General features: G+C 71.9%; 11 protein-coding genes. 3 read left to right on the forward strand and 8 right to left on the reverse strand.

Annotation, left to right across the window (positions count from 1 at the left end; translation table 11 throughout):
• Position 1 precedes the first annotated feature (1 nt).
• Positions 2-949 carry an FKBP-type peptidyl-prolyl cis-trans isomerase gene (locus O3S82_RS01560; RefSeq protein WP_179426816.1) on the reverse strand — a complete coding sequence of 316 codons (948 nt, stop codon included), beginning with the start codon at positions 947-949 and terminating at the stop codon, positions 2-4.
• Between the two features lie 122 nt (positions 950-1,071).
• On the opposite strand from O3S82_RS01560, the gene O3S82_RS01565 reads away from it, so the two are divergent.
• Positions 1,072-2,511 carry an NCS2 family permease gene (locus O3S82_RS01565; RefSeq protein WP_179426814.1) on the forward strand — a complete coding sequence of 480 codons (1,440 nt, stop codon included), beginning with the start codon at positions 1,072-1,074 and terminating at the stop codon, positions 2,509-2,511.
• A 77-nt stretch (positions 2,512-2,588) separates the two neighbouring features.
• Here O3S82_RS01565 and O3S82_RS01570 read toward each other — a convergent pair whose 3' ends face one another.
• The 7 genes from O3S82_RS01570 to O3S82_RS01600 form a co-directional block, all read right to left on the reverse strand.
• Positions 2,589-3,035 (reverse strand): DUF3817 domain-containing protein, encoded by a 447-nt coding sequence (locus O3S82_RS01570; protein ID WP_179426812.1) that lies wholly within the window; start codon positions 3,033-3,035, stop codon positions 2,589-2,591.
• Positions 3,036-3,086: 51 nt separating this feature from the next.
• Complete coding sequence (locus tag O3S82_RS01575) at positions 3,087-4,502, reverse strand: flavin-containing monooxygenase (RefSeq protein ID WP_179426810.1); 1,416 nt, start codon at positions 4,500-4,502, stop codon at positions 3,087-3,089.
• The gene (locus O3S82_RS01580; RefSeq protein ID WP_179426808.1) at positions 4,499-5,077 is read right to left on the reverse strand and encodes a TetR/AcrR family transcriptional regulator; all 579 of its coding nucleotides are present in this window, start codon (positions 5,075-5,077) and stop codon (positions 4,499-4,501) included. Before O3S82_RS01580 ends, O3S82_RS01575 begins: the two co-directional genes overlap by 4 nt.
• Positions 5,078-5,211: 134 nt before the next feature.
• Positions 5,212-7,635, reverse strand: coding sequence for an ABC transporter permease (locus O3S82_RS01585; RefSeq protein WP_269305037.1), 2,424 nt, complete (start codon positions 7,633-7,635; stop codon positions 5,212-5,214).
• Complete coding sequence (locus tag O3S82_RS01590; RefSeq protein WP_269305039.1) at positions 7,632-8,408, reverse strand: ABC transporter ATP-binding protein; 777 nt, start codon at positions 8,406-8,408, stop codon at positions 7,632-7,634. The genes O3S82_RS01585 and O3S82_RS01590 overlap by 4 nt, the downstream gene beginning before the upstream one ends.
• Positions 8,409-8,501: 93 nt before the next feature.
• Entirely contained in the window at positions 8,502-9,170 is a 669-nt protein-coding gene (locus O3S82_RS01595) for a response regulator (protein WP_269305041.1), read from the reverse strand.
• On the reverse strand, positions 9,167-10,363 hold the full coding sequence (locus O3S82_RS01600) for a sensor histidine kinase (RefSeq protein WP_269305044.1): 1,197 nt from the start codon (positions 10,361-10,363) through the stop codon (positions 9,167-9,169). The genes O3S82_RS01595 and O3S82_RS01600 overlap by 4 nt, the downstream gene beginning before the upstream one ends.
• Positions 10,364-10,541: 178 nt before the next feature.
• Between O3S82_RS01600 and dnaK the strand changes: the two genes are divergently transcribed.
• Entirely contained in the window at positions 10,542-12,380 is a 1,839-nt protein-coding gene (gene dnaK, locus O3S82_RS01605; RefSeq protein WP_269305046.1) for a molecular chaperone DnaK, read from the forward strand.
• Positions 12,377-12,949 carry a nucleotide exchange factor GrpE gene (locus O3S82_RS01610; protein ID WP_269305048.1) on the forward strand — a complete coding sequence of 191 codons (573 nt, stop codon included), beginning with the start codon at positions 12,377-12,379 and terminating at the stop codon, positions 12,947-12,949. The genes dnaK and O3S82_RS01610 overlap by 4 nt, the downstream gene beginning before the upstream one ends.
• Positions 12,950-12,958: the final 9 nt, after the last annotated feature.

Here is a 12,958-nt window from a genome sequence, read left to right on the forward strand (position 1 = left end):
GTCAGGAGTCGATCGAGACGATCTCGACGACGAACAGCAGCGTCTTGCCGCCGAGCTCGTTGCCCTCGGAGGCCTCGGTGCCGTAGCCGTACTCGGCCGGGATGGTGATCAGCACGGTGTCGCCGACCTTGCGGCCCACGACGCCGGCCTTGAAGCCCTGGACGACCTGGTCGGTGGACAGCTGCGCGGGCTGGCCGTCCTTGCCGAACGTCTGCTGGAAGATCTTGCCGTCGTCCTCCCAGGTGCGGCCCTGGTAGTTGACGGTGATGGAGTCGCCCGCCTTGACGGTGTCGCCGTCGCCCTTCTCGAGGACCTTGTAGAGCACGTCCTTCGGCGGATCGGTCTTCGGCAGCGTGACGGTGGGCTCGTCGCCCTTCAGGGAGACCTCGGGGACGTCCTTCTCCCACGCCTTGGCCTTGACCTCCTCGCGGACGTCGACGACGTCGGTGACGATGATCAGCGAGTCGGTGGCCTTGATGTCGAGGTCGGCGTAGCCCTCGGCGCCGTAGACGTCGGACGCCAGCACCGACGTGACGACGCGCGAGCCGGTGGGGACGCACTCGATGCCGGCACGGAACGCCTCGAAGGTGTTCTCGTCGCCGACCGTCAGCGTGGCGGCCTCGCTGAGGGCCTGCTTGCCGGTGCGGCCGTTGAAGACGCTGATGATCGCCTCGACCTGGTCGCCCTCGGCGGTGTCGTCGCCCTTGCCGTCGTCGACCACGGTGCGCTGCAGCTCGTCGGCCTTCGCGGTGAGCGGGGCGGTGAACGTCGCCTTCGGGCCCGTCTCGCCGAACTCGCCCGAGACCTTCACGGCGTCGCTCGTGGCGCCGGAGGAGTAGTCGGTGCAGTTCTCCTGGCTCGACTTCTCGTCGTCGTCGCCGGAGCCGCAGGCCGCGAGGGTCACCGCGGACAGCAGCAGGACGGCGGGCAGGGTCTTCAGGTTCCGCATGGTTCTCATTTCGTCGGAGAGGCTCGCCGGGCCAGTCTGCCGAGCGTACCTGTCCGTTTCCTGAGAGCCCGCGAAGAGCCCGCCGTGCCCAGCCCTACGGACGCTTGGCAGAATGGCGGTCCGTGGTGACTTCCATCGACCGCTTCTTCAAGGTCTCTCAGCGTGGCTCATCGATCGGCCAGGAGGTTCGCGGCGGTGTCGTGACCTTCTTGACGATGGCCTACATCATCGTCCTCAACCCCATCATCCTCAGCGGCGTCGCCGACGTGGACGGGAACTTCCTCGGCGGCGGGTCCGAGCCGGGCTCGGGCTTCGCGACCATCGCGGCCTGCACCGCGCTCGTCGCCGGCGTCCTCACGATCCTCATGGGCGTCGTGGCCAACTTCCCGATCGCGCTGGCGACCGGACTGGGCCTCAACGCGTTCGTCGCGTTCTCGGTGGCGTCGCAGATGACGTGGGCCGATGCCATGGGCCTGGTCGTGCTCGAGGGCATCGTGATCCTGGTCCTCGTGCTCACCGGCTTCCGCAAGGCCGTGTTCGACGCCGTCCCGGGCCAGCTCAAGACCGCCATCGCGGTGGGCATCGGCCTGTTCCTGACGCTGATCGGCCTCATCGACGCGGGCTTCGTGCGCGCCACCGGCAACGCCGCGCCGCCCATCGGCATGGGCATCGGCGGCGAGCTCTCGGGCTGGCCCGTGCTGGTGTTCTGCATCGGCCTGCTGCTGATGATCAGCCTGCACACGCGCCGCGTGCCCGGCGCGATCCTCATCGGCATCGCCGCCACCACGGTGCTCGCGATCATCGTGCAGGCCATCACCGACACCCCGGGCTCGAACGGCGACCCGACGTCGAAGGGCTGGAACCTCAACGTCCCGGCCTTCCCGAAGGACATCGTCGAGAAGCCCGACCTGTCGCTGCTCGGCTCGTTCAACCTGCTCGGCTCGTTCGAGCGCGTGGGCGTCGTCGCGGCCGTGCTGCTGGTGTTCACGCTTATGCTCGCCGACTTCTTCGACACGATGGGCACCATGACGGCCGTCGGCGCCGAGGCCGGCCTGAACGACGAGGACGGCGCGCCCGAGGGCTCGCAGCGCATCCTCATCGTCGACTCGGTCGCAGCCGCGGTCGGCGGCGCCGCGGGCATCTCGAGCAACACGTCCTACGTGGAGTCCACGGCCGGCGTGGCCGACGGCGCCCGCACGGGCCTGGCCAGCGTGATCACCGGTCTGTGCTTCCTGCTCGCGACGATCTTCACGCCGATCGTGCAGGTCATCCCGAACGAGGCCGCCGTGGCCGCGCTCGTGCTGGTGGGCTTCCTGATGATGACCCAGGTGACCGAGATCGACTGGAAGGATCCCGAGATCGCGATCCCGGCCTTCCTGACGATCGCGTTCATGCCGTTCACGTACTCGATCACCGCCGGCATCGGCGCGGGCTTCCTGGCCTACGTCGTGCTGAAGGTCGTGATGGGCAAGATCCGCGAGGTCCACGTCCTGCTGTGGATCATCGCCGTGCTGTTCGTCATCTACTTCGCGATCGACCCGATCACGCGCGCGCTCACCTGAGCCGGAACGACGAAGGATCATGCATTCGGGCCCCTCAGCGGGGCCGAATGCATGATCCTTCGTCGTTTCCGGGGACGTCAGCTGGTGGGCGGGCCGACCAGGAGGGCGGCGCCGGTGAGGGCGGCCACGGCGACGACGCCGACGGCCAGACCCTGGAGGGGCTTGCGCACGAGCCACGCGACGAGGCGGTCGAGCGCGCCCGTGGGCTCGGAGGTGGCGAGGCGCCAGCGCTCGGGCAGCGCGCCCTGACGCTCGCTGGCGAGGTCGAACCAGATCGTGAAGAACGGCGGGATCGCGGCCAGCAGGCCCAGCGCCGTGCGCTTCAGGCTCCACTGCGCGTCGATCGCGACGACGACGGCGGTGACCACGTACGCCACGAACACGACGCCGTGCACCATGCCGCCGATCCGCACCCCCAGCTCGGTCGTCTCGGTGACGTACTTGAGGAACATGCCCGTCAGCAGCAGGGCCCAGGTGACGGCCTCGGCGACGGCGACGGTGCGGAACAGGCGACGGGGGGACATGGCCCCATTGTCCCGGGCCGGATCAAGGAGATCTCCGCCGGGTGAGGGCCCTCACGCCCAGGCGAAGTCGTCGTCGCGGACGTGCTCCACGACCCGCTCGTAGGCGTGCGTGCCGCCGGGCCAGTTCGAGGTGATCCGGCCGGTCTCGGGGTGCCGGTACCAGCTCGTGCAGGACGCCCACGCCGAGTGGGCGAGCTCGTGCTGCACGCGGTCGTCCCAGCGCTGCTCGGCCTCGGGCCGCGCCTCCACCCGGCTCGCGCCGCGGTCACGCGCCCGGTCGAGGACCGCGCGGACGTGACGGGCCTGCGCCTCGAGCATCGTGATGATCGAGCCGCCGCCGAGGTTCGTGTTCGGTCCGTAGGCCAGGAAGAGGTTCGGGAAGCCCGGCACGTGGATGCCGAGGTGGGCGCGGGCGCCGCCCGACCAGACCTCGTGCAGGTCGCCGCCCGGGCCGGTGACCTCGATGCCGCGCAGGAACTCCTGCGTGTCGAAGCCGGTGGCGAAGCAGATCGCGTCGACCGCGTGCCACGTGCCGTCGGCGGTGCGGACGGCGTCGGGGCGGACCTCGGTCATCTCGTGCGGGACGAGGCGGACGTGCTCGCGCGTGAGCGCCGGGTAGTAGTCGTTGGAGAACAGGATCCGCTTGCAGCCGACCTGGTGCCGCGGCGTGAGGTCGCGGCGCAGCCCGGGGTCGCGCACCTGCACGCGCCGGTGGGTGGAGGCGATCCGGTCGATCAGCCGCGCCACCGCCGAGGACGGGTCGAGCCCGCGCGAGAACTGCTGGGTGATCCAGTCGATCGGACGACGCTCCCGCGCGGCGAGGTCGCGGTACCAGGCCGGGTACGCGCCGTCGAGCTTCGGCAGCACGTGCTGGGCGGACCTCTGCAGCACGACGAGCTCGCTCGCGACCTCGGCCAGTCGGGGCACCAGCTGGATCGCCGAGGCGCCGGTGCCGACGACGGCGACGCGGCGGCCTGCGAGGTCGACGGAGGCATCCCACGAGCCCGCGTGCAGCACGGGGCCGGCGAACGACTCCCAGCCCGCGACGTCGGGCGCGCTCGGCTCGGACAGCTGACCGACGGCGCTGACGAGGACGTCGACCGACTCGGTCGTGCCGTCGCCGAACGTGACCTCCCATCGGTCGTCGTGCCACCGCGCGGCCACGACGCGGACGCCGAACCGGCACCGCGGCGTGATGCCGTAGCGGCCGGCGACCCGGTGCAGGTACGCCAGGATCTCCGTCTGCGTGGGATAGCGGCGGGTCCAGCGGTCGCTCGGTGCGAAGGAGAAGGAGTAGAGCGGGGCGGGCACGTCGCAGCCCGAGCCGGGGTAGGTGTTGTCGCGCCACACGCCGCCCAGGTCGTCGGCTCGCTCCCACAGCCGCACGTCGTCGTAGCCGTGGGTGAGCAGCTCGACGGCGGTCGCGATGCCGCCGAAGCCGGTGCCGATGATCCCGATCGACGTCATGGAGCGACGACCTTCAGCACCGCGGCGCACACGTCGGCGTGGACGTCCTCGCGGGAGAGGGTGCCGTGCTCGAGCCACTCCCGGCACAGCGCCTTGACGTAGGCGGCGACGGGACGCAGTCGCGCGCGCAGGACCGGGTCGTCGGCCAGTGCGAGGGCGTCGAGGACGAGCCGGGCGGCCCGGTCGTCGGCCTCGTCGACGATCGCCTGGACGTCGGAGGGGCCGTGCAGGTTCGCCGCCCCCGATGCCGCGACCCACGCCTGTCCGTAGGTGCCCGCGGCGTCGAGGATCCAGTCGATCGTGCGGCTCACCCGCTCGGCCAGTGGCAGGTCGGAGAGGTCGGGCAGCGCGGCCTCCGGCATCATCACCGACTCGCGCATGACGGCCAGGAACACGGCGCGCCTGCTGCCGAAGTAGTGGTGCACGAGGCCGCGGGTCACGCCGGCCGAGCGCGCCAGCTCGGTGGTCGAGACCTGGTCGTAGGGACGCTCGGCGTAGAGGATCGCGGCGGCGTCGAGGATCGATCGGCGCCGGGAGTCGGGGGCGAGCCGGGTGCGGGCCGTGGGGGTCGGCATGGGATCAGTGTCCACGCTATTGACGGTCCGTCAATACCCTCCGCCTGACCGCGAGTGGCGCAGGAACGCCCGCCACTCGGCGAGTGGCGGGCCGTTCCGCGCCACTCGCCGAAGGGCGGGAGTGGCGGGCGCGGTCAGTCGAGGGTGAGGCCCTCGGCCGGGGTGACCCGGGCGCCGCGGCGGGCCGGCAGCGTGGAGGCCGCCAGACCGGCCAGCGCCGCCACGACCAGCACGACACCGAGCTGGATCCACGGGATGACGAGGCCGCCCGACCCCAGCACCGGCACCACGATGGTCTCGACCCCGAACCACGCGTAGGTCACGCCCAGCACGGTGCCCAGCAGCGCCGCCACGACCGACAGCAGCATGCCCTCGGCGGCCAGCATCCGGCGCAGGCCGCGGCGGGTGAGGCCGAGCGCGCGCATCAGGGCGTGCTCGCGCGAGCGCTCGAGGATCGACAGGCCCACGGTGTTCGCGATGCCGACGAGCGCGATGAGGATGCCCACGCCGAGCAGGCCCAGCACCGCCCACACCAGCACGTCGAGCTGCTGCGCGACCCATTGCTGGTCCTCCAGGTTGTTGTCGACCTGCACGTCGCCGCCGCGGGTGAGGGCGCCGAGGGTGCCACCGAGCTCCTCGGCGTCGGCGCCGTCGTCCGCCAGGACCCACAGCACGCGAGGCTCCGCGTCCGTCGTCAGCTGCGCCAGGACCGCGGGGGGCACGATCGCGGCGCGACCCCACTTCGACCCGACGAGCCGCGTCGCCAGGGTGACCTCGCCCTCGCGGGTGCGCAGGGCGAGCTCGTCGGGGATGCCCTCGGCGAAGTCCTGCGCCACCACGGTCGGCAGGAGGATCTCGTCGTCGGCCACGCGGGTGGCCTCGCGGTCGCGGGTGACCTCTCGGTCGTCGGCCGAGGGGGCGATGATCGTGAGCCGGCCGGCGCTCGAGGCGACCTCGGCCCCGTCCACGGCACGGACCTCGTCGACGCCGTCGACCTGGCCCACCGAGCGCACCGCGTCGACCGGGAGGGTCCCGCTCAGCGCGATGTCCACCGGGTACTCGCCGTCCATCTCGGCCGTGACCGCCTGGCGGGCGCTCGCCATGCCCGAGAGGATCGCCGTCGCGAGGGTGACGCCGACGAGCAGCGACGCCGTGGTGGCGGCGCTGCGTCGTGGGTTCCGCACGGCGTTCGCCGACGCGACGCGCAGCGGGCCGCCCGTGCGGCCGACCCGGCCGAGCAGGCGCAGCAGCGCGGGCACGATCAGCGGTCCGAGCAGCAGCACGCCGACGAAGGAGGTCATGCCGCCGAGGATGAGCGGCACCATGTTGCCCGACGCGATCGCCAGGGCCAGGGCGGCGCAGCCGGCCGCCACGGCGACGAGGCCCAGCGCGATCCGGACGCGCCCCGCAGCGGTGCGCGCGGTGACCTCATCCGAGGGCCGCAGGGCCGCGAGCGGGCTGACGCGCACGACCGAGCGGGTGGGCCACCACGCGGCGACGACCGTGGCCAGCACGCCGCCGATGAAGGCGGCGCCCAGCCAGACGGGGGAGTGCGAGACCGGACCGAACGCCGCCTCACCGGCCCACGCGCGGATCACCCAGCCCAGCCCGCGGCCCAGGACGACACCGGTCACCACGCCGGCGACACCGCCGGCGAGGGCCAGGACGAAGGCCTCCACCCGCACCGACCGCAGCACCTGCCGGCCGGTCGCGCCGACGCAGCGCAGCAGGGCGAAGTCGCGACTGCGCTGGGCGAACAGGATCGTGAAGGTGTTCGCGATGACGAGCACGGCGACGAAGCCGGCGACCGCCGCGAAGAGCAGCAGCAGGTACGACAGCACGTCGACGCCCTGGTTGAGCATGACGATGCGGGCGGCCACGTACTCGTCGCGGGTCTGCACGGTCGAGTCGACCGCGGCGGTCAGCGCCTCGGTCGCGCCCGCCACGTCGCCGTCGCGCACGTCGTACGCGACCGCATCCGGGATGGCCATGCCGAGACCCGCCATCGCGGGCCACGTGATGTCGACGTCCGCGTCGAGGTAGGAGGAGGCCCGCGTGAGGCCGACGATGGCGACGTCGGTCGCGTCGTTCCCGACACCGACCGTGAGGAGGTCGCCGATCTTCAGGTCGTGCGTCTTCGCGGTGTCCTCGGCGACGAGCGCCTCGCCGTCGCCGGTCGGGGCGCGACCCCGGGCGACGTCCTGCGAGCGCAGGTCGGGCTCGGTGGACACGGTGCCGACCTGGACGTCGTCGCCCAGCGAGCCGTCCGGCCCGGCGACGGTGGTCCAGAGGGAGGCGATCACGGTCGCGCGGTCGCCGCGCCGCTCCGCGACCTCGAGCGCCTTCGCGGGGTCGGCCTCGGCGACGCCGTACTCCTCGCCGACGACGAGGTCGGCCGCCGGGTAGGCGGCCTCGACGCTGGCGGCGACGCCGCTGCGCGCGCCCGAGCCGATCGCGTCGATGACCACGACGAACGCCACCGCGATCGACACGGCCACGAGCGCCGAGACGTAGCGGCGCGTGTGGGTGCGCAGCGAGGCGAGCAGGACGGTCCTCATCGGGCACCGCCCTCGAGGGCGCGCGCGATGGCGTCGCGGGTCGGCGTGACCAGGTGGGCGCGGACGCGTCCGTCGGCCAGCACGACCACGTCGTCGGCGTACGCCGCGGCGTCGAGCTCGTGCGTGACCATGACGACCGTGTGGCCGAGCTCGATCACGCTGCGGCGCAGGTAGGCCAGCACCTCGGACGACGCCGTGCTGTCGAGGTTGCCGGTGGGCTCGTCGGCGAACACGACGTCGGCGTCCGCGGCGAGGGCTCGGGCGATCGCGACGCGCTGCTGCTGGCCTCCGGAGAGCTCTCCGGGACGGTGGTCCAGCCGGTCGCGCAGCCCGAGCACGTCGATGACCTGATCGATGCGCTCGGCCGTGCCGGGCTCGAGGCGGCGGCCGGCCAGCTCGAACGGCAGCATGATGTTCTGCCGCGCGGTCAGCATCGGCAGCAGGTTGAACGCCTGGAACACGAAGCCGAGGTGGTCGCGGCGGAAGTGGGTGAGCCGGTCGTCGTCGAGGGTCGTCAGCTCGGTGCCCGCGATCGAGACGGTGCCCTCGGTGGGGCGGTCGAGGCCGGCGAGGCAGTGCATCAGCGTCGACTTCCCCGAGCCGGACGGGCCCATGATCGCGGTGAAGCGGCCGGGCGGGAGGTCGAGGTCGACCGAGCGCAGCGCGTGCACGGTGGTGTCGCCGTGGCCGTAGGTCTTGGTGAGGCCGCGAATGGAGGCGGCGGGCAGGACGCCGCGCTGCGACGCGGTGCCGGAGAAGGAGGTCGAAGTCATGCCCCGACGCTATTTTTCGCAGGCCCTCCCGGTCGTCGCCTCAGGGGCGGATCTTCGGCGTCCGCCCACGGTATGACGGGAGACCCCGCACGGTCAGTCGACGAGGCCGGCCTCGAAGGCCAGCAGCACGAGGTGCACGCGGTCGCGCGAGCCCGTCTTGGCCAGCAGCCGGCTCACGTGCGTCTTCACGGTGGCCTCCGAGACGACGAGGTCGGCCGCGATCTCGGGGTTGCTGAGGCCGCGCGCGATGAGGCCGAGGACCTCACGCTCGCGCTCGGTGACCGACTCCAGGCGCCGGTCGGCGGCGGCGCCGGACGCACGAGGCGCGGTGGGTGCGGTGAGGAAGTGGTCGAGCAGGCGGCGGGTGGTGGAGGGTGCCACCACGGCGTCGCCGGCGTGCACGGCGCGGATCGCGGCCAGCAGGTCGGGTGGCGCGGCGTCCTTCAGCAGGAACGCCGAGGCGCCCGCCCGGAGCGCCGCGAACGCGTACTCGTCGAGGTCGAACGTGGTGAGCACGATGACGCGCGGACCCTCGTCGCCGGGCGCGAGCCGCCGCGTGGCCTCGACGCCGTCGAGCCGCGGCATGCGCACGTCCATGAGCACGACGTCGGCCTCGACCTCGGCCAGCAGCCGCAGCGCCTCCTCGCCGTCGCCGGCCTCGCCCACGACCATGAGGTCGTCCTGGCTGTCGACCAGCATCCGGAAGCCCGCGCGCACCATCTGCTGGTCGTCCACGAGGGCGACGCGGATCGGGGCGGTCACGTGGGGATCCTCGCACGCACGGCCCATCCGCCACCGGGCGCGGGCCCGACCTCGAGGGTGCCGTCGTGGACCTCCACGCGCTCGCGCATGCCGAGCAGGCCGAGACCGCCGGTGCCGTCGTTCGCCCCGCCGCGGCCGTCGTCGACCACCTCGACGTCGAGGCCGTCCGCGCCGGCCGCGAGCCGCACCGTGGCGCGCGCCTGTGGGCCCGCGTGCTTGCGGACGTTGGTGAGCGACTCCTGCACGAGCCGGTAGGCCGTGAGGGCGACGCCGTCGGGCACCTGCGGCATCGGATCGGGCAGGTGGAGGTCGACCCGGTCGTCGGCGGTGACGAGCGACGGGATGTCCTCCAGGCGCGGCTGCGGGGCGAGCGCGGGGTCCTCGGTGCCGCGCAGCAGGCCGAGCAGGCGACGCATCTCGGTGAGGGCGTCGCGACCCACCGACGCCACCGTGCCCAGCGTCTCCACCGCCACCTGCGGGTCCTTCTGCGCCGCGTACCGCGCACCGTCGGCCTGCACGATCACCACGGAGAGTCCGTGCGCGACGACGTCGTGCATCTCGCGGGCGATCCGCGTGCGCTCCTCGGCGGCGGCCAGCACGGCGCGCTGCTCGGCCTCCGCGGCGAGCTGGCGGCCCTGCGCCACGAGGTTGGCCTCGTACGCCCGGCGGATGCGCGCCTGGCTGCCGAGCGCCCACGCGGCCAGCACGATCGCGGTGATGAGGAAGAAGTACGGCGACAGGTCGCGCAGACCCATGTCGTAGTCGATGTAGTCCAGGCCCGGGGGATAGGCGGCGAACTGGGCGGAGGTCCACACCCACGAGGCCACCGCGGCGCCGCAGAGCCCCACGAGCAGGCCGATGCGTCCCGCCGTCGCCGACCCGAACCGGGCGAGCGAGTACAGCGCGACCGGGAAGGCCACCTGACCCCAGACGGGCAGGTCGTAGGTCCCCGCCTGCAGCACGCTCGCACCGGCGACCGCGACGAACACGGTCACGGGACGGCTGCGCCGCCAGTACAGCGGGACCGTCTGGAGCAGGGACAGACCGAGCGCCCATGCGTTCTGGCCGGTCGCGAGCACGCTCATCGGGAAGGACGCCAGGACGAGCGCCGAGGCCAGCGCGACGTCGAACAGGCGGGTCGCGCGCGGACCCAGGCGCCACGGTCGCCCGGGCGCGGGCGCGATCTCGTCCATGAGGCAGAGCCTAGGCGCGCGGTGTGATCCATTCGTCAGACCAGGGTCTGGTCTTGCGGGCCCCGGGGGGAATGCCGGGGCCTTGAACGAAGTTGATAACGTATGACTCAAGTCTTTTGACCCACAGTCTTCAAGGCAGAGCTCACCAGACAGATCATCTGCGAATCCAGGAGGAACCATGGCCCGTGCAGTCGGCATCGACCTCGGCACGACGAACTCCGTCGTGGCCGTGCTCGAAGGTGGAGAGCCCACCGTCATCGCGAACGCCGAAGGCGCTCGCACCACCCCGTCCGTCGTCGCGTTCGCGAAGGACGGTGAGGTCCTGACCGGCGAGGTCGCCAAGCGTCAGGGCGTCACGAACGTCGACCGCACCATCCGCTCGGTCAAGCGCCACATGGGCACGGACTGGTCGGTGGAGATCGACGGCAAGACGTTCAACCCCCAGCAGATCAGCGCGTTCGTGCTGCAGAAGCTCAAGCGCGACGCCGAGGCCTACCTGGGCGAGCCGGTCACCGACGCGGTCATCACCGTGCCGGCGTACTTCAACGACCACCAGCGCCAGGCCACGAAGGAGGCCGGCGAGATCGCGGGCCTCAACGTCAGCCGCATCATCAACGAGCCCACCGCGGCCGCGCTCGCGTACGGCCTCGACAAGGGCGACGACCAGACGATCCTCGTCTTCGACCTCGGCGGCGGCACGTTCGACGTGTCCCTGCTGGAGATCGGCGACGGCGTCATCGAGGTGAAGGCCACCAGCGGTGACAACCACCTCGGCGGCGACGACTGGGACAACGCGGTCGTCGACTGGCTCGTCAACAAGTTCAAGGCGTCCACCGGCGTCGACCTGACCAAGGACAAGATGGCGATGCCGCGCATCCGCGAGGCCGCCGAGCGCGCGAAGATCGAGCTCTCCAGCTCATCCTCGACGTCGATCAACCTGCCCTACATCACGGTCGTCGACGGCAACCCCGTCTTCCTCGACGAGACGCTGACCCGCGCCGAGTTCGAGAAGATCACCGCCGACCTGCTCGAGCGCACCAAGAAGCCGTTCCAGAACGTGATCAAGGACGCCGGCGTCACGGTGAACGACATCGACCACGTCGTGCTCGTGGGTGGCTCCACCCGCATGCCGGCCGTGTCCGAGCTCGTGAAGACCCTCACCGGTGGCAAGGAGCCCAACAAGGGCGTCAACCCCGACGAGGTCGTCGCGATCGGCGCCAGCCTCCAGGCCGGCGTGCTCAAGGGCGAGGTCAAGGACGTCCTGCTGCTCGACGTGACCCCGCTCTCGCTGGGCATCGAGACCAAGGGCGGCGTGATGACCAAGCTCATCGAGCGCAACACCACGATCCCGACCAAGCGGTCCGAGGTCTTCACCACGGCCGACGACAACCAGCCGTCCGTGGCGATCCAGGTCTACCAGGGCGAGCGCGAGATGGCCGCCGGCAACCAGCTGCTGGCCACGTTCGAGCTCACCGGCCTGCCGCCGGCGCCGCGTGGCGTGCCGCAGATCGAGGTCACCTTCGACATCGACGCCAACGGCATCGTGAACGTCTCGGCGAAGGACCGCGGCACCGGCAAGGAGCAGTCGATGACGATCACCGGCGGCTCCGCGCTGTCGAAGGACGACATCGACAAGATGGTCAAGGACGCCGAGCAGTACGCCGAGGAGGACCGCAAGCGCCGCGAGTCGGTCGAGGTCCGCAACCAGGCCGAGACGCTGGTCCACTCGACCGAGAAGTTCCTGGCAGAGAACGGCGACAAGGTCGGCGACGACGTGAAGACCGAGGTCCAGGCCGACGTCGACGCGCTGAAGTCCGCCCTCGAGGGCGACGACACCGACGCCATCCAGGCCGCCGTCGCGAAGCTGGGCACCTCCAGCTCGAAGATGGGCGAGGCCATGTACGCCGCCGCGGCGGCCGAGGCGGGCGCCGAGGGTGCCCCCGCGGGCGATGCGCCGGCCGACGACGAGGACGTCGTCGAGGCCGAGATCGTCGACGACGAGGGTGAGCAGAAGTGACCGAGCAGCCGTTCGACGAGGCGACCTCCCCTGAAGGGGAGGCGCCCGTCGGCGGCGCCGAGACGGAGCCGGCCGCCGAGACGCAGCCCGCGCCCGACGCCGTCGCCGACCTCGAGGCGAAGGTCGCCGAGCTCACGAACGACCTCCAGCGCAAGCAGGCGGAGTTCATCAACTACAAGCGCCGCGTCGAGGACGACCGCGTCCGCGCGGTCGAGACCGGCAAGCAGAAGGTCCTGGCCGAGCTGCTGACCGTGCTCGACGACCTCGGTCGCGCCGAGGAGCACGGCGAGCTGACGGGCGGCTTCAAGGCCGTCGCCGACCAGCTGCGTGGTGCCCTGGGCAAGTTCGACCTCGAGTCGTTCGGGGCGGTCGGCGAGCCGTTCGACCCGAACCTGCACGAGGCCGTCTTCCACGCGGGCGAGGACCCCGAGGTCGAGGTGCAGAGCATCGCGCAGGTCATGCGCACCGGCTACCGCGTCGGCGACCGCGTCCTGCGGCCCGCCGTGGTGGGGGTCGTCGACCCGGGTGCCGCCGCGGCGGCCACCGAGCAGCCGACCACCGAGGACTGAACGAGAGCA

The sequence above is a fragment of the Aeromicrobium sp. HA genome, assembly GCF_027171405.1.
Lineage (GTDB): Bacteria > Actinomycetota > Actinomycetes > Propionibacteriales > Nocardioidaceae > Aeromicrobium > Aeromicrobium tamlense.